This window comes from Streptomyces sp. CBMA152, assembly GCF_014596475.1.
Classification (GTDB): Bacteria; Actinomycetota; Actinomycetes; order Streptomycetales; family Streptomycetaceae; genus Streptomyces.
In genome coordinates, this window is sequence record NZ_MECJ01000017.1 from 178,011 (window position 1) to 196,977 (window position 18,967).

Annotated in this window: 19 protein-coding genes; 12 read left to right on the forward strand and 7 right to left on the reverse strand. The window is 70.9% G+C overall.

Annotation, left to right across the window (positions count from 1 at the left end; genetic code table 11):
• Entirely contained in the window at window positions 1-570 is a 570-nt protein-coding gene (locus tag BG418_RS16955) for a hypothetical protein (RefSeq protein WP_188274722.1), read from the forward strand.
• Window positions 571-582: 12 nt separating this feature from the next.
• On the opposite strand, the gene BG418_RS16960 is transcribed toward BG418_RS16955, so the two are convergent.
• Window positions 583-1,374: a metal-dependent hydrolase gene (locus BG418_RS16960; protein ID WP_188274806.1), complete on the reverse strand. Its 792-nt coding sequence runs from the start codon at window positions 1,372-1,374 to the stop codon at window positions 583-585.
• Between the two features lie 123 nt (window positions 1,375-1,497).
• Between BG418_RS16960 and BG418_RS16965 the strand changes: the two genes are divergently transcribed.
• Genes BG418_RS16965 through BG418_RS16975 form a run of 3 tightly spaced genes read left to right on the forward strand, consistent with a single transcriptional unit; the run spans window position 1,498 to window position 5,438 of the window.
• Window positions 1,498-4,011: an RNA helicase gene (locus BG418_RS16965; RefSeq protein WP_188274723.1), complete on the forward strand. Its 2,514-nt coding sequence runs from the start codon at window positions 1,498-1,500 to the stop codon at window positions 4,009-4,011.
• Between the two features lie 28 nt (window positions 4,012-4,039).
• The gene (locus BG418_RS16970; protein ID WP_188274724.1) at window positions 4,040-4,918 is read left to right on the forward strand and encodes an acyl-CoA thioesterase II; all 879 of its coding nucleotides are present in this window, start codon (window positions 4,040-4,042) and stop codon (window positions 4,916-4,918) included.
• Between the two features lie 31 nt (window positions 4,919-4,949).
• The gene (locus BG418_RS16975; protein WP_188274725.1) at window positions 4,950-5,438 is read left to right on the forward strand and encodes a glutathione peroxidase; all 489 of its coding nucleotides are present in this window, start codon (window positions 4,950-4,952) and stop codon (window positions 5,436-5,438) included.
• A 195-nt stretch (window positions 5,439-5,633) separates the two neighbouring features.
• On the opposite strand, the gene BG418_RS16980 is transcribed toward BG418_RS16975, so the two are convergent.
• On the reverse strand, window positions 5,634-6,863 hold the full coding sequence (locus BG418_RS16980) for an acyl-CoA dehydrogenase family protein (protein ID WP_188274726.1): 1,230 nt from the start codon (window positions 6,861-6,863) through the stop codon (window positions 5,634-5,636).
• A gap of 185 nt (window positions 6,864-7,048) precedes the next feature.
• Between BG418_RS16980 and BG418_RS16985 the strand changes: the two genes are divergently transcribed.
• A complete protein-coding gene (locus BG418_RS16985) occupies window positions 7,049-7,699 on the forward strand; it encodes a TetR family transcriptional regulator (protein ID WP_188274727.1) in 651 nt (216 codons plus the stop codon).
• A gap of 183 nt (window positions 7,700-7,882) precedes the next feature.
• On the opposite strand, the gene def is transcribed toward BG418_RS16985, so the two are convergent.
• Window positions 7,883-8,437 carry a peptide deformylase gene (def, locus tag BG418_RS16990; RefSeq protein ID WP_188274728.1) on the reverse strand — a complete coding sequence of 185 codons (555 nt, stop codon included), beginning with the start codon at window positions 8,435-8,437 and terminating at the stop codon, window positions 7,883-7,885.
• A 117-nt stretch (window positions 8,438-8,554) separates the two neighbouring features.
• Here def and BG418_RS16995 point away from each other — a divergent pair, with 117 nt between their 5' ends.
• The 7 genes from BG418_RS16995 to BG418_RS17025 all read left to right on the forward strand — a co-directional run bounded on the left by BG418_RS16995 (window position 8,555) and on the right by BG418_RS17025 (window position 14,891).
• Complete coding sequence (locus tag BG418_RS16995; protein WP_188274729.1) at window positions 8,555-9,793, forward strand: MurT ligase domain-containing protein; 1,239 nt, start codon at window positions 8,555-8,557, stop codon at window positions 9,791-9,793.
• Window positions 9,794-9,815: 22 nt separating this feature from the next.
• Entirely contained in the window at window positions 9,816-10,544 is a 729-nt protein-coding gene (locus BG418_RS17000) for a type 1 glutamine amidotransferase (protein ID WP_188274730.1), read from the forward strand.
• 157 nt (window positions 10,545-10,701) lie between these two features.
• Window positions 10,702-11,727 carry a 6-phosphofructokinase gene (locus tag BG418_RS17005; RefSeq protein ID WP_188274731.1) on the forward strand — a complete coding sequence of 342 codons (1,026 nt, stop codon included), beginning with the start codon at window positions 10,702-10,704 and terminating at the stop codon, window positions 11,725-11,727.
• Window positions 11,728-11,832: 105 nt separating this feature from the next.
• Complete coding sequence (locus tag BG418_RS17010) at window positions 11,833-12,783, forward strand: cytochrome c oxidase assembly protein (protein ID WP_188274732.1); 951 nt, start codon at window positions 11,833-11,835, stop codon at window positions 12,781-12,783.
• A 96-nt stretch (window positions 12,784-12,879) separates the two neighbouring features.
• Window positions 12,880-13,038: a hypothetical protein gene (locus BG418_RS17015; RefSeq protein ID WP_188274733.1), complete on the forward strand. Its 159-nt coding sequence runs from the start codon at window positions 12,880-12,882 to the stop codon at window positions 13,036-13,038.
• A gap of 40 nt (window positions 13,039-13,078) precedes the next feature.
• Window positions 13,079-13,780 (forward strand): 1-acyl-sn-glycerol-3-phosphate acyltransferase, encoded by a 702-nt coding sequence (locus BG418_RS17020; protein ID WP_188274734.1) that lies wholly within the window; start codon window positions 13,079-13,081, stop codon window positions 13,778-13,780.
• A 64-nt stretch (window positions 13,781-13,844) separates the two neighbouring features.
• Window positions 13,845-14,891, forward strand: a complete 1,047-nt coding sequence (locus BG418_RS17025) for an NAD(P)-dependent oxidoreductase (protein ID WP_188274735.1) — start codon at window positions 13,845-13,847, stop codon at window positions 14,889-14,891.
• 61 nt (window positions 14,892-14,952) lie between these two features.
• On the opposite strand, the gene BG418_RS17030 is transcribed toward BG418_RS17025, so the two are convergent.
• The 4 genes from BG418_RS17030 to BG418_RS17045 all read right to left on the reverse strand — a co-directional run bounded on the left by BG418_RS17030 (window position 14,953) and on the right by BG418_RS17045 (window position 18,963).
• Window positions 14,953-16,530: an alpha/beta hydrolase gene (locus BG418_RS17030; RefSeq protein ID WP_188274736.1), complete on the reverse strand. Its 1,578-nt coding sequence runs from the start codon at window positions 16,528-16,530 to the stop codon at window positions 14,953-14,955.
• A 108-nt stretch (window positions 16,531-16,638) separates the two neighbouring features.
• The gene (locus tag BG418_RS17035) at window positions 16,639-17,433 is read right to left on the reverse strand and encodes an urease accessory protein UreD (protein ID WP_188274737.1); all 795 of its coding nucleotides are present in this window, start codon (window positions 17,431-17,433) and stop codon (window positions 16,639-16,641) included.
• Window positions 17,421-18,098 (reverse strand): urease accessory protein UreG, encoded by a 678-nt coding sequence (ureG, locus tag BG418_RS17040; RefSeq protein WP_188274738.1) that lies wholly within the window; start codon window positions 18,096-18,098, stop codon window positions 17,421-17,423. Before ureG ends, BG418_RS17035 begins: the two co-directional genes overlap by 13 nt.
• Before the next feature lie 190 nt (window positions 18,099-18,288).
• Window positions 18,289-18,963 carry an urease accessory protein UreF gene (locus BG418_RS17045; protein ID WP_188274739.1) on the reverse strand — a complete coding sequence of 225 codons (675 nt, stop codon included), beginning with the start codon at window positions 18,961-18,963 and terminating at the stop codon, window positions 18,289-18,291.
• Window positions 18,964-18,967 lie beyond the last annotated feature (4 nt).

Consider the following 18,967-nt stretch of genomic DNA (forward strand, 5'->3'; position numbering starts at 1 on the left):
ATGGCACGCAGAAGCAAGCGGCGTCCGCATGTCGACGCCTTCGTCGAGTTCGGCCGCACCGGCCGCCTCGGCGCGCTGCACGGCGGGGCCTGGCTGACGGAGGTCGCCGCCGTGCACGGCACGCCGTGGACCGGCGGGCGGGTGTACGACAAGCGGCGGTGGCCGCACTGGTTCGGCTACGGGGACGTGTCGCTGTGCGTGTGCGGCTGCCGCCGGATCGAGATGATCAGCATTCCGACCTGGCACCGCAAGTGCCTGGTCCCCGGGGACCGGCCGGACCGGCTGCGCCGGGTGCCGCCGCTCACGTACGGGATGATCGTGCCCGCGCTGGACACGGCGGGCGTCGAGTGGCACCTGGACGAGTATCCGGGCCTGCCGCAGCGCACGGTGGTGACCGAGCCGGTCGACGGCCGCGTCGAGTTCGTCTTCACCACCGAGGAGTACTGCTACGAGAGCGACCGGGAGATCCCGCTGCGCACCCCGGTGCTCAACAAGATCGTGGCCGCCGCGGCGCCGCACGAGTGCCCGCCGATCCCGCCGGGCACCCCGGACGACGGCTGGGGGTCGTGACCGGGACCGGCGCTAGATGACGTCCAGGGCTCCGGCCGCGCCGATGCCGCCGAGCACCATGAACACCGGCATCAGCACCTTCAGCTCCACCCAGCTCCCGGCCCGGAAGCGCATCGCCTTCGGCGGGCCCAGCGGGTACCAGCGCTTGCGGCCGAGCGGGATCGGCCACAGGATCGGGCAGCCCGAGACGGTCAGGGCGTCGCCGATGTCATGGACGAGAGCGCCGAGCACGATCGGCAGGCCGAGCCACAGATACTCCTGGCCGGAGCCGGAGAAGAGCCAGTCCGAGCCGTTGCCCGGCTTGTCCAGGATCCCGGCCATGATCCAGGCGCCGGCCGCGCCGAGCAGCCACACCAGGACGTCGCTGGACATCCGGGCGGCCCGCCACAGCAGGCCCTCCACGGCGAGCACCACATGGACGAAGAGGATGCCGAGCACCGCCCAGCGGCCGCCGAACATCGCCGCCGCCGAGGCGCCCGCCCCGATCAGGACCGCCCACAGCCAGGTGTGGGTGAGCGTGCGGTGGCCGCCGTTGCGGCGCGGGTCGCCGGGTCCCCTGGTCGCCTTGTAGACGGCGTGCGAGAGGTCGTCGACAAGGCCGCACAGCGCCCGCGAGACCGGCCCGAAGGCGCGCGATATGGTCGCGGACTTGTGGTCGAGGTCGGGCGCGAGCGCCGCCCCGGCGCTGATCAGCGCGCCGACGACGAGCACCGGCCAGGGCATGGCGTGCCCGGCGGCCGCGGTGGCGGCCCCCACCCCCAGCCAGGCTGCCGCTCCTGACAGTGAGTGCGCAGGTCCCATCATGACCGTGCCCCGCCCCATTTCCTGTTGTCCCATGGCCGAGTTGAGAGGGCAGCCTATCGTTCATGATCTTCTTGCCCCTCCACCGGTTCCCGCTTACGCGGTGAAGCCAGGCAAGATGGGGGCGTGACCCTTATCGATCAGCTGCCGCCGAGTGCCGACCCCGATGCCCTTTTCGAGGCCTTCTCCACCTGGGCCGAGGAGCGGGGTATCTCCCTGTACCCGGCTCAGGAAGAAGCGCTGATCGAGGTGGTCTCGGGCGCGAACGTGATCCTGTCGACCCCCACCGGATCGGGAAAGAGCCTGGTGGCGGCGGGTGCGCACTTCGCGGCGCTGGCCCGGGACGAGGTCACGTTCTACACCGCGCCGATCAAGGCGCTGGTCTCGGAGAAGTTCTTCGACCTCTGCAAGCTCTTCGGCACCGAGAACGTCGGCATGCTGACCGGCGACGCGTCCGTGAACGCGGACGCCCCGGTCATCTGCTGCACCGCCGAGGTCCTCGCCTCCATCGCGCTGCGCGACGGCAAGCACGCCGACATCGGCCAGGTCGTGATGGACGAGTTCCACTTCTACGCCGAGGCCGACCGCGGCTGGGCCTGGCAGATCCCGATCCTGGAACTCCCCCAGGCCCAGTTCGTCCTGATGTCGGCGACCCTCGGCGACGTCGCGATGTTCGAGAAGGACCTGACCCGCCGCACCGGCCGCGAGACCGCGGTGGTCCGCTCGGCGACCCGACCGGTCCCGCTCTCGTACGAGTACGTCACCACGCCGATCACCGAGACCCTGACCGAGCTCCTGGAGACCCGGCAGTCGCCGGTCTACATCGTGCACTTCACCCAGGCGCAGGCGGTCGAGCGCGCGCAGTCGCTCATGTCGATCAACATGTGCACGCGCGAGGAGAAGGACGCCATCGCCGACCTGATCGGCAACTTCCGCTTCACCACCAAGTTCGGCCAGAACCTCTCCCGTTACGTACGCCACGGCATCGGTGTGCACCACGCGGGCATGCTGCCCAAGTACCGCCGCCTGGTGGAGAAGCTGGCGCAGGCGGGCCTGTTGAAGGTGATCTGCGGTACGGACACGCTCGGCGTCGGCGTCAACGTGCCCATCCGTACCGTGCTGTTCACCGCCCTCACCAAGTACGACGGCAACCGCGTGCGCACCCTTCGCGCCCGTGAGTTCCACCAGATCGCGGGCCGGGCCGGGCGGGCCGGGTTCGACACCGCCGGGTTCGTGGTCGCCCAGGCGCCCGAGCACGTCATCGAGAACGAGAAGGCGCTCGCCAAGGCGGGCGACGACCCGAAGAAGCGCCGCAAGGTGGTCCGCAAGAAGGCCCCCGAGGGCTTCGTCGCCTGGTCGGACACCACCTTCGAGAAGCTGATCGCTGCCGATCCCGAGCCGCTGACCTCGCGTTTCCGCGTCACCAACATCATGCTGCTCTCGGTGATCGCCCGGCCCGGCAACGCCTTCGAGGCGATGCGCCGCCTGCTGGAGGACAACCACGAGCCGCGCAAGGCCCAGCTGCGGCACATCCGCCGCGCCATCGCCATCTACCGCTCGCTGCTCGACGGCGGTGTGGTGGAGCAGCTGGAGACGCCGGACGCCGAGGGCCGCACCATCCGCCTCACCGTCGACCTCCAGCAGGACTTCGCACTCAACCAGCCGCTCTCCACGTTCGCGCTCGCGGCCTTCGACCTGCTCGACCCGGAGTCGCCCTCGTACGCGCTCGACATGGTCTCGGTCGTCGAGTCGACGCTGGACGACCCGCGCCAGATCCTCGCCGCCATGCAGAACAAGGCGCGCGGCGAGGCCGTCGGGCAGATGAAGGCGGACGGCGTCGAGTACGAGGAGCGCATGGAGCGGCTCCAGGACATCTCGTACCCCAAGCCGCTGGAAGAGCTGCTGTGGCACGCGTACAACGTCTACAAGAAGTCGCACCCGTGGGTCGGCGACCACCCGGTCTCGCCGAAGTCCGTCATCCGTGACATGTACGAACGGGCGCTCACCTTCACGGAGTTCACCTCCTGGTACGAGCTGGCGCGCACCGAGGGCATCGTCCTGCGTTACCTCGCGAGCGCGTACAAGGCGCTCGACCACACCATCCCCGACGACCTGAAGACCGAGGACCTGGAAGACCTCATCGCCTGGCTCGGCGAGATGGTCCGCCAGGTCGACTCCAGCCTCCTGGACGAGTGGGAGCAGCTGGCCAACCCGGAGATCGAGACCGCCGAGCAGGCCCAGGAGAAGGCCGACGAGGTCAAGCCAGTCACCGCGAATGCCCGCGCCTTCCGCGTCCTGGTGCGCAACGCGATGTTCCGCCGCGTGGAGCTGGCCGCGCTCGACAACGTGGACGCGCTCGGCGAGATGGACGCCGAGTCCGGCTGGGACGCGGACGCCTGGGGCGAGGCGATGGACAAGTACTGGGACGAGTACGAGGACCTGGGCACCGGTCCGGACGCGCGCGGCCCGAAGCTGCTCGCCATCGAGGAGGACGCGGCGCACGGTCTGTGGCGCGTCCGGCAGACCTTCGCCGACCCGAACGGCGACCATGACTGGGGTATCAGCGCGGAGATCGATCTCGCGGCCTCCGACGAGGAGGGCCGCGCGGTGGTCCGCGTCACCGACGTAGGCCAGCTCTGACCGTCCGCTTCGAGAGGACCGCGACGCCATGACCAATCCCGCCGAAAGACTCGTCGATCTGCTCGACCTGGAGCAGATCGAGGTCAACATCTTCCGCGGCCGCAGCCCGCAGGAGTCCCTGCAGCGCGTCTTCGGCGGGCAGGTGGCCGGCCAGGCGCTGGTCGCGGCCGGGCGCACGACGGACGGCGAGCGCCCGGTGCACTCGCTGCACGCCTACTTCCTGCGCCCCGGCCACCCCGGCGTCCCCATCGTCTACCAAGTCGAACGGGTGCGGGACGGCCGGTCGTTCACCACCCGCCGGGTCACGGCGGTCCAGCAGGGCCGCACGATCTTCAATCTGACGGCCTCCTTCCACCAGCCGGAGCCCGGCAGCATCGAGCACCAGCTGCCGCCGCGTCTGGACTTCCCGGAGCCGGAGTCGCTGCCGACGGTCAGCGACGAGATCCGCGAGCACCTGGGGGCGCTGCCGGAGGCCCTGGAGCGGATGGCGCGGCGCCAGCCGTTCGACATCCGGTACGTGGACCGGCTGCGCTGGACCCCGGACGAGATCAAGGACGCGGACCCGCGCAGCGCGGTGTGGATGCGCGCGGTCGGCCCGCTGGGCGACGACCCGCTGGTGCACACCTGCGCGCTGACGTACGCGTCCGACATGACGCTCCTGGACGCGGTACGCATCCCGGTGGAGCCGCTGTGGGGGCCGCGCGGCTTCGACCTGGCCTCACTGGACCACGCGATGTGGTTCCACCGCCCGTTCCGGGCCGACGAATGGTTCCTGTACGACCAGGAGTCCCCCATCGCGACCGGCGGCCGGGGCCTGGCCCGCGGCCGCATCTACGACCGCGAGGGCCGCCTCCTGGTCTCGGTGGTCCAGGAGGGCCTGTTCCGCCCGCTGTCCACCCAGGTCTGATCAACTCACTTACTGCCATGAGGAGTTACGCATGTCCCTGTACGACATCCCGCTGCGCACCCTGACCGGCGAGCCGACCTCGCTCGCCGCCTACAAGGGCAAGGCGGTGCTGGTCGTGAACGTGGCGTCCAAGTGCGGCCTGACCCCGCAGTACGCCGGTCTGGAGCGCCTGCAGAAGCAGTACGGCGAGCGCGGCTTCACCGTGCTCGGCGTGCCCTGCAACCAGTTCCTCGGCCAGGAGCCCGGCAGCGCCGAGGAGATCCAGAGCTTCTGCTCGACGACGTACGGCGTGACGTTCCCGCTCCTGGAGAAGACGGACGTCAACGGCGACGACCGCCACCCGCTGTACGCCCGGCTGACCGAGGTCGCGGACGCGGAGGGCGCGGCCGGGGACATCCAGTGGAACTTCGAGAAGTTCCTGATCTCACCGTCCGGCGAGGTCGTCTCCCGCATCCGCCCGGCCACCGAGCCGGAGGCCCCGGAGCTGGTCGCGGCGATCGAGGCGCTGCTCTCGGCGTAAGCGCTCCGCTGGAAGTGGGGTCATTCGGCTGCGGACCGTGCGTGGCCGATCGCGCCCACGCGGCGGAGCCGCACAATGTCACAGCCCCGCGCCCCTCAGTAGGTGCGCCGGACCGCATCGGACTCCCACAAGTCCGCTGGGATCGGGCCGCACGACGGCCGGCGCGGGCTTCGGCCCCGCCGGCCCAGTGCCGATTCAACGGATCGGCATGCCCGACAGCGTGCGGGCGATCACCAGGCGCTGGATCTCGCTGGTGCCCTCGAAGATGGTGTAAATAGCCGCGTCGCGGTGCATGCGCTCGACCGGGTACTCGCGGGTGTAGCCGTTGCCGCCGAGGATCTGGATCGCCTGGGCGGTGACCTTCTTGGCCGTCTCGCTCGCGTACAGCTTGGACATCGAGCCCTCGGCCGAGGTGAACGGCTTGCCCGCGGTGGCCATCCAGGAGGCGCGCCACACCAGGAGGCGGGCCGCGTCGATCTGGGTGCGCATGTCGGCGAGCTGGAACGCGACGCCCTGGTTGTCGATGATCGGGCGGCCGAACTGCTCGCGGCCCTTGGCGTATTCGAGCGCGTAGTCGTACGCGGCGCGAGCCGTGCCGACCGCCATCGCGCCGACGGCCGGGCGGGAGGCCTCGAAGGTGGCCATGGCGGCGTTCTTGACGCGCTCGCCGCCGCCCGCCTTGGCCTTCTCGTGAGCCCGTGCCAGACGTTCGTCGAGCTTCTGCTTGCCGCCGAGCAGGCAGTGCCCGGGGACCCGCACGTCCTCCAGCACGACCTCGGCGGTGTGCGAGGCGCGGATGCCGTGCTTCTTGAACTTCTGCCCCTGGGACAGGCCCCGGGTGTTCGGCGGGACGATGAACGAGGCGTGCCCCTTCGAGCCGAGCTCGGGGTCGACGACCGCGACGACGACGTGGACGTTGGCTATGCCGCCGTTGGTGGCCCAGGTCTTGGTGCCGTTGAGGACCCACTCGTCCTTGGCCTCGTCGTAGACGGCCTTCGTACGCATCGAGGCGACGTCGGAGCCCGCGTCCGGCTCGGACGAGCAGAAGGCGGCCACCTTCACGTCGTCGACGTCGCCGTACATCTGCGGGATCCAGGTGCCGATCTGCTCCTCGGTGCCGTTGGCGAGGACGCCGACGGCGGCCAGGCCCGTCCCGACGATCGACAGGGCGATGCCCGCGTCGCCCCAGAACAGCTCCTCCATCGCGACCGGGATGCCGAGGCCGGTCGGGTCGAAGAACTGCTGGGCGTAGAAGTCCAGGGAGTAGATTCCGACCTTGGCGGCCTCCTGGATCACCGGCCAGGGGGTCTCCTCGCGCTCGTCCCACTCGGCGGCGGCGGGCCGGATGACGTCCTTGGCGAATCCGTGCAGCCAGTCCTGGACCTGCCTCTGGTCGTCGTTGAGTTCCATCGTGAACTCGGCCATGTCGTCTCCACCACTCCCTGTGCCACGAGCAAGCGTTACTTGCGGTAACAGCAGTATGTTACCGGTCGGTAGAACATGTCAACCAGCCGTTCACCACTCAGCGGACGACCTGGTCGGGGTGTTACGTTGCGCAGGCATCGCGCAAGACCGAAAACGCACAACGCAGTACGGGCGGGGAGACAGCCATGGACACCACCAACCAGGCCGAGCAGCAGCGGACGTCGGCCGAAACCCGCCGGCGCGAACTGCTGGAGGCGGCGGACCGGGTGGTACTCCGGGACGGGCCCAAGGCGTCGATGAACGCGATCGCGGCGGAGGCGGGGATCACCAAACCGATCCTTTACCGCCACTTCGGGGACAAGGGCGGGCTGTACCGCGCGCTCGCCCAGCGCCACACCGACGCGCTGCTCGCGGCGCTGCGGGCGGCCCTGGACGCGCCGGCCGAGCGCCGGGAGCGGGTGGAGGCGACGCTCGACACCTACCTCGTGGCGATCGAGGCGCGGCCGCAGGTGTACCGGTTCCTGATGCACCCGGCGGAGGAGTCCGGTGCCGGTGAGCAGCCCGGGTTCGACGTGGGGCGGCACTCGGCGCCGCTGCTGCGGCGGATGGGCGAGGAGCTGGGCGTCGTGATCGCCGAGCGGATCGACCTCGGGCCCGGCAGCGAGGCGCTCGCGCGGGTGTGGGGGCACGGGATCGTCGGCATGATGCACGCGGCGGGCGACTGGTGGCTGGGCGAACGCCCCTGCTCGCGCGCCGAGTTGGTCCGCGGCCTGGCGGACCTGCTGTGGGGCCGACTGGCAGCGGCGGGCGACCGGGCGGGCGGCCCGGGGTTTTGAGCCCCCACCCCTGGCGGGGGCTGCGCCCCCTGCACCTCGCTCTGTGGCTGCGCCCCTTCAGGGGCGCGGGGAACTGCGCGATCAGCCCCCACCGGCCCGCAGGCGGACACGTGCCCCGGGGTCCGGGGGCGAAGCCCCCGGGAAACCACCTTCACCCACAACCCCGGCCGCCCGCCCAGGGCTTCAGGTAACGGGCGGGGTGGGGGACAAACCCGCCTTGGCGGCCGACCGCACCAGCCGACGCCGCCGCCACCCCGTCAAGCGGTCCACGTACATCAACCCCTCCAGATGGTCCGCCTCGTGCTGGAGGCAGCGCGCGAAGAAGCCCGTACCGGAGACGCGGACCGGCTCCCCGGACACCGACACCCCCTCCACCACCGCCTCGTCGTACCGCTCCGTACCGGCCTCAAGTCCGGGAAGGGACAGACAGCCCTCCGACCCCCGGACCACGACCCCGTCCGTCGACACCAGACGCGGATTGACGATGTGTCCGATATGCCGGACGTCCTCGTCGTCGGGGCAGTCGTACACGAACACCCGCAACCCCACCCCGATCTGATTCGCCGCGAGCCCCACCCCGCTCGCCGCGTACATCGTCGCGAACATGTCCTCGACCAGCCGGCCGAGGGACGGACCGAAGTCGGTGACGGGCTCGCAGGGGGCATGGAGGACCGGGTCGCCGAGGAGAGACATCTCTCGTACGGTGCCGGAACTGCCGGGAATCGGACGGTGGCGCATGGCCGCAAGCGTACGTTCCGGGCCACCCTGAGCCGTCCGCGTGGTGGCGCGGTTCGGGCCGCTGTCCGGATCTCGATAGGCTGAGGTCCGACCCAGGCGCAAGGAGGATCAAGGACGATGGCAGGCAACGCGGAGCCGCTGTCACCGCGGGCCAAGCTCGCCGTGACGGCGGGCAAGGCCGCTGCGGCGGTGTCGCGCGCGGCGGGGCGGGGCAGTGGATCGGTGATCGGCGGCCGGGTGGCGCTCAAGCTGGACCCCGATCTGCTGGGGCGGCTGGCGAACCACCTGGACGTGGTCCTGGTCTCGGCGACGAACGGCAAGACGACGACGACCCGGCTCATCGCCGAGGCACTGCGGGCCAGCGGCCCGGTGGTGTCGAACGCGCTGGGCGCCAATATGCCCGCGGGCATCACCTCGGCGCTGGCGGGCGGCTCGGACTCCCGCTTCGGCGTGATCGAGGTGGACGAGAAGTACCTCTCGGGGGTGGCGCGGGATGTGACGCCCAAGGCGATCGCACTGCTCAACCTGAGCCGCGACCAGCTCGACCGGGCCGCCGAGACCCGGATGCTCGCCGAGAAGTGGCGCGAGGGACTCCAGGGCACCAAGGCCGTGGTGATCGCCAACGCCGACGACCCGCTGGTCGTCTGGGCGGCGTCCTCCTCCCCCAATGTGGTGTGGGTGGCGGCCGGCCAGGAGTGGAAGGACGACGCCTGGTCGTGCCCCGCCTGCGGCGGTGTGATGCAGCGGCCCGGCGACGACTGGTTCTGCGGCGAGTGCGGCTTCCGCCGCCCCGCCCCGAGCTGGGTGCTCAGCGGCGACTACGTCCTGGACCCGCACGGCTCGGCCTGGCCGATCCACCTCCAGCTGCCCGGCCGCGCCAACAAGGCCAACGCCGCCACGTCCGCCGCGGTCGCCGCGGTGTTCGGGGTGCCGCCGCAGGTCGCGCTGGAGCGGATGTACCAGGTGCAGGCGGTCGCGGGACGCTATGACGTCGTCTCCTTCCAGGGCCGTGAGCTGCGGCTGCTGCTGGCGAAGAACCCGGCGGGCTGGCTCGAAACGTTTTCCCTGATCGACCCGCCGCCGACGCCGGTGATCCTCTCGGTCAACGCCCGGGGCGCGGACGGCACGGACACCTCGTGGCTGTGGGACGTCGACTACACCCGGCTCGCCGGTCACCCGATCTTCGTGATCGGCGACCGCAAGCTGGACCTGGCGGTCCGCCTGGAAGTCGCCAACCTGGACTTCCGGGTCTGCGAGAGCCTGGCGGAGTGCGTACAGCTGGCGCCGCCCGGACAGATCGAGCTGATCGCCAACTACACCGCCTTCCAGGACGTGCGCCGCACGGTCGGCAACTGAGACCCCCCAAGGAGAAGCGAGCATGAGCGACAACAGCCTGCGCCTCGTGTGGGTCTACCCCGACCTGCTGAGCACCTACGGCGACCAGGGCAACGCGCTGGTCGTGGAGCGCCGGGCCCGTCAGCGCGGCCTCGACGTGGCGCGCGTCGACGTCCGCAGCGACCAGCCGGTGCCGTCGTCCGGCGACATCTATCTGATCGGCGGCGGCGAGGACCGGCCGCAGCGGCTGGCGGCCGAGCGGCTGCGCCGCGACGGCGGTCTGCAGCGCGCCGCCGCCAACGGCGCGATCATCTTCTCGGTCTGCGCCGGGTACCAGATCCTCGGCCACGAGTTCATCAACGACCTCGGTGAGCGCGAGCCCGGCCTCGGCCTGCTCGATGTGGTCTCCACCCGGGGCGAGGGCGAGCGCTGCGTCGGCGACGTCCTCGGCGACATCGACGAGCGCCTCGGGCTTCCCCAGCTCACCGGGTTCGAGAACCACCAGGGCGTCACCCATCTCGGCCCGACCGCCCGCCCGTTCGCGCGGGTGCGCCTGGGCCGGGGCAACGGCACCGGCGACGGCACCGAGGGCGCGTACAACGAGACGGTCTTCGGCACGTACATGCACGGTCCCGTCCTCGCGCGCAACCCGCAGATCGCGGACCTGCTGCTGAAGCTGGCCCTCGATGTGAACGCGCTGCCGCCGACCGACGACCGCTGGTACGAGGCGCTGCGCGCCGAGCGCATCGCCTCCGCGACCCAGCCCGCCTGACCCGACGCCGCTCTTCGGAGCGGCGTCGGACGTTTCCACGACGTCCATCAGTCGGACGTCTGATTCGGCCCCGTCACCCTGCGCCGGTAGGGTGGCGGGGATCCAACCGGACGACGTGGTCCGGTCGTCGGCCCACGTTGCAAAGGTTTTCCGGGCAATGCGAATTGGTGTGCTCACCTCCGGCGGCGACTGCCCCGGCCTGAACGCCGTCATCCGTTCCGTCGTGCACCGCGCGGTGGTCGACCACGGCGACGAGGTCATCGGCTTCCACGACGGCTGGAAGGGTCTCCTGGAGGCCGACTACCGCAAGCTCGACCTCGACGCGGTCGGCGGCATCCTCGCGCTCGGCGGCACCATCCTCGGCTCGTCCCGGGTGCAGCCCGCGCATCTGCGCGACGGCGTCGAGCGGGCCAAGGGCCATGTCGCCGAGCTCGGCCTCGACGCGATCATCCCGATCGGCGGCGAGGGCACGCTGAAGGCCGCCCATCTGCTCTCCGAGGCGGGCCTGCCGATCGTCGGTGTGCCGAAGACCATCGACAACGACATCGCGTCGACCGATGTCACCTTCGGCTTCGACACGGCCGTCGGTGTCGCCACCGACGCGCTCGACCGTCTCAAGACGACCGCCGAGTCCCACCAGCGCGTCCTGATCGTCGAGGTCATGGGCCGTCACACCGGCTGGATCGCGCTGCACTCCGGCATGGCCGCCGGCGCCCACGCGATCGTCGTGCCGGAGCGCCCCTTCGACATCGACGAGCTGACCGAGCTGGTCGGCCGCCGCTTCTCGGCGGGCAAGAAGTTCGCGATCGTCGTGGTCGCCGAAGGCGCCAAGCCGCGCGAGGGCTCGATGAGCTTCGACGTGGGCGGCACCGACATCTACGGCCACGAGCGGTTCGCGGGCGTCGCCAGCCAGCTCTCCGTCGAGCTGGAGCGCCGTCTGAACAAGGAGGCCCGCGCGGTCATCCTCGGCCACGTCCAGCGCGGCGGCACCCCGACCGCATACGACCGCGTCCTGGCCACCCGCTTCGGCTGGCACGCCGTGGAGGCGGTGCACCGCCGTGAGTTCGGGATGCTGACCGCGCTGCGCGGCACCGACATCACCATGGTCCCGCTGGGCGAGGCGACGGCGACGCTCAAGACGGTCCCGGCCGAGCGGTACGCCGAGGCGGAGTGCGTGCTCTGACGTACGGGTAGTTTCACACGCAACGAGCCGCCCCCGGTCGCACCAGCGACCGGGGGCGGTTCTACTCTGGGTCCGGACAACCGGTACGAAATCAGGAGTCAGCGGATGGATCACAGCGGGCACGGCATGACCATGGATCTGCCGCCGTTCACGCTGGCGCGGGGTATGGAGTGGTCCGCGGACCCGTTCTTCCTGATCGGCTGTGTGCTCGGGCTCGGTCTGTACGGCTACGCGGTCGTGCGGCTGCGCAGGCGCGGCGACAGCTGGCCGGTCAGCCGGATGATCTTCTGGACCCTCGGTGTGCTGAGCATCGCCCTGGTGATGTGCACCAAGCTGAACGACTACGGCATGGTCATGTTCAGCGTCCACATGGTCCAGCACATGGTCATCAGCATGCTCTCGCCGATCCTGCTGCTCCTGGGCGCGCCGATCACGCTGATGCTTCGCGCGCTGCCGGTCGCGGGCCGGGGCCGCAAGGGCCCGCGCGAGCTGCTGCTCGCGCTGCTGCACAGCCGGTACATGAAGATCATCACGCACCCCGCGTTCACGATCCCGCTGTTCATCGCGAGCCTGTACGCGCTCTACTTCTCACCCCTGTTCGACTTCCTGATGGAGTCGAAGACCGGCCATATCGCGATGATGGTCCACTTCCTCGCCGTCGGCCTGGTCTTCTTCTGGCCGATCATGGGCGTCGACCCGGGCCCGCACCGCCCCGGCTACATCATGCGGATGCTGGAGCTCTTCGCGGGCATGCCGTTCCACGCCTTCTTCGGCATCGCGCTGATGATGGCGACCCAGCCGATGATCGGCACGTACAAGAACCCGCCCGCCTCCCTCAACATCGACGCGCTCTCCGACCAGGAGGCGGCCGGCGGCATCGCCTGGGCCTTCAGCGAGATCCCGTCCGTGGTCGTCCTGATCGCGCTGGTCTTCCAGTGGTACGCGACCGAGAAGCGCGAGGCCAAGCGCCAGGACCGGGCCGCCGACCGCAACGGCGACAAGGAGCTGGCGGCGTACAACGCCTATCTCGCCTCGCTGAACGCACGCGGGCAGTAACCACCCGTACGCCGCCCGTGCGCACGTCTGGCGCCGGGGGCGTCCCCGGGGCGACCATGGACTTCCACGGCAGCGGCCGGTCGGAAGGGGACGCCCATGCCCGGCACGACGAAGGCGATGGTGGTGCTCACCGTCGTGGCGCTGGTGGTGATCACGGCCTACACGGTGGCGCTCGGCAGCAGCGGCTGGCTCTGGTTCGGCTGGGTGGTCCTCGGCCTGTCCACGGTCGGCATGGCGGCTTCGCGCAGCGCCTGAACGACGGCCCGGCGGGCGGGCCGAGTGAGGAGCCGGTGCGTTGCTGTACTACGTGCTCAAGTACGTCCTGCTCGGGCCACTGCTGAGGCTGCTGTTCCGGCCGAGGATCGAGGGGCTGGAGCACATTCCGCAGGACGGCCCGGCGATCGTGGCGGGCAACCACCTGTCGTTCTCCGACCACTTCCTGATGCCCGTGATGCTGAAGCGCCGCATCACCTTCCTCGCCAAGCAGGAGTACTTCACCGGCCCCGGCATCAAGGGCCGCCTCACCGCCGCGTTCTTCCGCGCGATAGGTCAGATCCCGGTCGACCGGTCCGGCAAGGAGGCCGGGCAGGCGGCCATCCGCGAGGGTCTGGGGGTGCTGGCGAAGGACGAGCTCCTGGGCATCTACCCGGAGGGCACCCGCTCGCACGACGGACGCCTCTACAAGGGCAAGGTCGGGGTCGCCGTGATGGCGCTCAGGGCCCAGGTCCCGGTGATCCCGTGCGCGATGGTCGGCACGTTCGAGATCCAGCCGCCCGGCCAGGTGATGCCGAAGATCCGCCGGGTCACCATCCGGTTCGGCGAGCCGCTGGACTTCTCCCGCTACCTCGGGATGGAGAACGAGAAGGCGGTGCTGCGGGCCGTCACCGACGAGCTGATGTACAAGATCCTTGAGCTCTCCGGGCAGGAGTACGTGGACCGGTACGCGGCCGACGTGAAGGCCGAGGAGGCCGGAAAGTTCCCCAGGATCCTCGGCTGACAGCGGATCCGCCCAGGGCACAAAGGGCTGGCCGCCAAGATCGTACGGTCGTAGCGTCCCGTCCATGGACACGGGAGACAAGGGAACGGCGTTCGTCGTAGGGGCCACGGGACAGATCGGGCGGGCCGCCGTGCGCGCGCTCGCCGAGGACGGCTGGCGGGTGCGGGCCGCCTCGCGCGGCGGCGGGACGGATCCCGACTGGCCGGACGGGGTGGAGGCGGTCGCGCTCGACCGCGACGCGGACGGGGCGCTCGCCACCGCGCTGGGCGACGGCGTCGACGTCCTGGTCGACATGGTCGCGTTCGGCCGCGACCACGCGCGGCAGCTGACCGCGCTCAAGGACCGGATCGGCTCCGCGGTGGTCATCTCCACCGGCGCGCTCTACGAGGACGACCAGGGCCACAGCTTCGACACCCAGGACGAACCGGGCAAACAGCCGCGCTATCCGGTCCCGTTGCCGGAGACCCACCGCACGGTCGCGCCCGGCGACAGCACGTACGGGAGCCGGAAGGTGCTCCTGGAGCGGGAGTTGCTGGCGTCCGGGCTGTCGACGACGCTGCTGCGGGCCGGTGCGGTCCACGGGCCGCACTCGCGCTTTCCGCGTGAGTTCTACTTCGTCCAGCGGGCGCTGGACCGTCGGCCCGTGCGGGTCCTCGCGTACGGCGGACGCAACCGGTTCCATCCGGTGCATGTCTCCAACCTGGCCGAGATGATCCGCCTGGCGGCGCTCAGGCCCGGCGCGCGGGTGCTCAACGCCGGGGATCCCGAGGTGCCGACGGTCGCCGGGATCAGCGCAGCGATCGACAAGGTGATGGGCGTGCGCAGCGAGCTGGTGACGGTGGAGGGACCGGCCCCGGTGGGCACCGTCGGGCTCACACCGTGGAGCCTGGAACATCCCATGGTGTACGACATGTCCGCCGCCGAGCGGGAGTTGGGGTACCGGGCGGTGACCGGGTACGAGCAGTCGCTGCCGGGGACGGTCGCGTGGCTGGTGGACCAGGTGCGCGAGCGCGACTGGCGGGAGGCGTTCCCCAGGATGGTGGAGCTGTACGGCGCGGTGGACCCGTTCGACTACGCGGCCGAGGACGCGTGGCTGGCGGGGCGCGGGTAGCGAAAGGGGCGGCCGGAGTTCCGGCCGCCCCTCCTTGCTGCTTCTTACCGCTGATTCGCCGTTACGGCTTCGGCGTGGCGTGCGGGGTGCACGTCACATCGGCGGCGTCGACCTTGCCGGTGAGGAAGTAGGCCTCCACCCGCGAGTTGATGCAGGGGTTGACCAGACCGGTCACACCGTGCGAACCGGCGTCCTTCTCGGTGATCAGACGCGATCCCTTGAAGCGCTGGTGCAGCGAGACGGCGCCCTGGTACGGCGTCGCCGCGTCCCGGGTGCTCTGGACGATCATGACCGGCGGCAGGCCCTTGCCGGTCTTGACCTCGACCGGGGTCTGCTGCGGCGCCTGCCAGGTGGCACACGGCAGGTTCATCCAGGCGTTCGCCCAGGTCATGAACGGGTTGGTCTTGTTGAGCCGGGTGTTGTCCCGGTCCCACTTCTTCCAGCTGGTGGGCCACTTGGCGTCGGCGCACTCCACGGCCGTGTAGACCGCGTTGCCGTTCTCGGAGCTGATGTTGCCCGCGATGTCCGACATGTCGGCACCGGCGGCCGCGATCAGCGCCTTGCTGTCACCCGCCACGTACTGGCTCCACGCCTTGGCGACGGGCACCCACGACGAGTCGTAGTACGGGGCCTTCTGGAAGTACCCGATGAGCTCGGCCGGGCCGACCACACCACCGATGGGGCTCTTCTTGGCCGCGGCGCGCAGCTTGACCCACTGCTGCTCGACCTTGGCCGCCGTGTCGCCGAGGTGGAAGGTCGCGTCGTTCTTGGCGACCCAGTTCTCCCAGTCGTTCCAGCGGCCCTGGAAGGCGATGTCCTGGTTCAGGTTGGCCTGGTACCAGATGTTGTCGCGCGCCGGGTCGACGACGCTGTCCACCAGCATGCGGCGCACGTGCGACGGGAAGAGCGTGCCGTAGACCGCGCCCAGGTAGGTGCCGTAGGAGACGCCCAGGTAGTTGAGCTTCTTCTCACCGAGCGCGGCGCGGATGACATCCAGGTCGCGGGCGGTGTTCGGGGTGGTCATGAACGGCAGCATCCAGCCGCTGCGCTCGGCGCACCCGTCCGCGTACTCGGCGGCGAGCTTGCGCTGGGCGCGCTTGTCGGCCTCGCTGCCGGGCACCGGGTCGGCCTTCGGCGTCTTGACGAACTCCTGCGGGTCCATGCAGGAGATCGGCGTCGAGTGGCCCACACCGCGCGGGTCGAAGCCCACGAAGTCGTACGCCTTGGCCGTGTTGGCCCACAGCGGGTTCTTGCCGGTCACCCGGGTCGGGAACCGCATACCGGAGGCGCCGGGGCCACCGGGGTTGTAGACGAGGGCGCCCTGGCGCTCGGCCGGGGTGCCGGTCGAGGAGATCCGGTCCACGGCGAGCTTGATCTGCTGGCCGTACGGGTGGGCGTAGTCGAGCGGGACGCTGACGTAGCCGCACTGGATCGGCTTGGCGAAGCCCCAGTCGGCCGGGCAGTCGGTCCAGTCGATGCCCTTCTTGGCGGCCCGCTCGGCGGCGAGCTGTACGCCGCGCGCCTCGGACGTGCCGTGGTGACGGCTCTCGGCGGTGGCCGCCGGGGCCGCGATCGCGCCGGCTATGAGCGTGCCCGCGATCAGAGTGCCGGCCGAACCGAGCACTGCGGTGCGTCTCAAGTGGTTCCTCCCCCTGCTGCTGTGCGCCACCTGTGGTGGCGCATTTTGTGGTCTCGGGGGATCCTCGCGCCTCTGACCTTGTCCGGAACAGGTCGTACTGGCGTTTCTTTACCGAACCGATAGACGGGACGCCGTGTCCCGCTGAGCGGTCAGGACGTCATCCAGCACGCGATCGAGTACGCGCCGCAGCAGCCGGGCGTCCGGCGCGAGGGCCGTCACCAGGAAGGCGGGCCCGACCAGCGGCGTGAGCACGGCGTTCTCGCCGAGCAGTTGCGGCTCGGCGGGTTTGTCCACCAACTCCGGGTCCACGACGAGCAGTTGCCCGACCGCCCGATGGCCGCCGAGCACAGCCCCGCCGTCCCATCCTCCGGGCGCGCCGGGCCCGTACGCGAGTTCCTGGTCGAGCAGCGGGCGGCCCGCCAGGTGGACGGTGAGGCGGGTGGCGAGCGTACCGGGGTCCTCGCCATGGCGTCCGAGGATCTGCTCCTCGCGCAGCACGAGGCGCGCGCCCGGCGCGAGGTCGACGCGGGTGCGCATCCGCAGATCGCTGCCCCGGGCGGAGATCAGCTGCTCGGGCAGCCAGTGCAGCTCGGCGTCCTGACGAACCGTCAGACATATGTCGTACTGAGCGCGCTCACCGTCACGACCCGGCAGGGCGATGGTGGCGGCGGCCGAGTCGACGGTGAGCCGCGCCCCGTCCATCACCTCGGCCTCGACGGCGATGTGGTCGCCGCCGAGCGGGGCGCTCATCGCACCGACGACGGTGACGCGATGACGGTCCGGGGTCCCCCGGGTGCGGCGCAGCGCGAGCGGCCCCTCCCCCGCCAGGACGGGCAGCCCCTCGCGGGTGGCGACGATGCGGGCGGTGGCGCGCACCCCCGCGCCGGTGGTCAGCCCTGCCATGCGGCGAGCCGCTCCCGTACCCACTCGGCGACCGCGTCCACGCCGCCCTCGGACCGCAACGACTGGAAGACGACGGGGAGTTCGGTCCGCTGCTCCTTGGCGTCCCGGGCCATCCGCTCCAGGTCGGAGCCGACGTACGGGGCGAGGTCGGTCTTGTTGACGACGAGGAGGTCGGCGGTGGTGACGCCGGGACCGCCCTTGCGCGGGATGTCGTCGCCGCCCGCCACGTCGATGACGAAGATCTGCGCGTCGACCAGACCCTTGGAGAAGGTGGCGGTGAGGTTGTCGCCGCCGGACTCGACCAGGATCAGATCGAGCGGCCCGACCGCGTCCTCCAGGTCCTCGACGGCTTCGAGGTTGGCGGAGATGTCGTCCCGGATGGCGGTGTGCGGGCAGGCCCCGGTCTCCACGGCCTGGATCCGCTCGGGCGGCAGCACCGCGTTGCGCAGCAGGAACTCGGCGTCCTCGCGGGTGTAGATGTCATTGGTGACGACGGCGAGCGAGAACCGCTCGCGCAGGGCCCGGCAGAGCGCGGCAACGGTGGCGGTCTTCCCGGACCCCACGGGCCCGCCGAGCCCGATGCGCAGCGCACGGCGGGTCCCGTCGGGGCGATGGGCGTCGGCGCTGATGGCGGCAGGGCCGTCGTGGGAGTGGTCGAGGTGCATGAGGCGGCTCCACTTTCGGTTCGCCGGGCGACTTCGGTCATTTCAGCCCGCCCGGGGACTTCAGCCCGTCCGGCGTTTGAGGACGAGCCCGTTAAGGGCGATAAGGGGGGTCCGGGGGCAGAGCCCCCGGCAACGGCGCCCCACCCCCACCGGCCCCCGGCAGGGTTTCGGGAAGCGGCGGGGTGGGGGACTAAGACGCGAACAGCCGCACCGCCCAAGCCGCATGCGCCTCCGCCATGACATCGAGCAGCGGCGCAGAGGCGGCAGGCAACACACCCACCCCCTCCACGGCGGCCGAGGCCGCCAGCCGCGCGGCCCGCGAAGCCACCGCATCCAGCTCGGGCGCCAACCGCGCGAGCACAGACGTCGCATCGAACGGGTCGAGGCTCAACAACCGCACCACCGCGGTCGCGGGCCCACTCACACACTCGTACGCCACACAGTGCGCCGCATCCTCCGCCCCCAGCCCCGCCGCCCGCGCGGCGAGCCCGAGCACGATCGGCTGATGCGCACCCCGCGGCCGGGCGGCGGCGAGCGCGGCCAGCTCCTCGCTCGGCCAGGTGGCCCGCGCCGCCCGCATCATCTGCCGCCCGAGCTTGCGCGCGGTGACCCGCAACGCGGGAGACGGCGTGCGGGCATCGGCGGCCTCGTCGAGGGCGAGCGGATCGAGCCCGAGGGCGGCCGCCGCGGCGAGCGAGGCGGACACCAGACCCGCCGTGTGCAGCCGCCCCCGGCAGAACTCCGCCAGGGAGGCCGCGTCCCGGACACGACCCGCCTTCACGGCGGGTTCGGCACCGCCCGAGTGGGCGTGGCCGCCCGCCGGGAAGCGGCCGTCGGCGAGGACGAGCAGAGCCGCGCGAGACATGTTC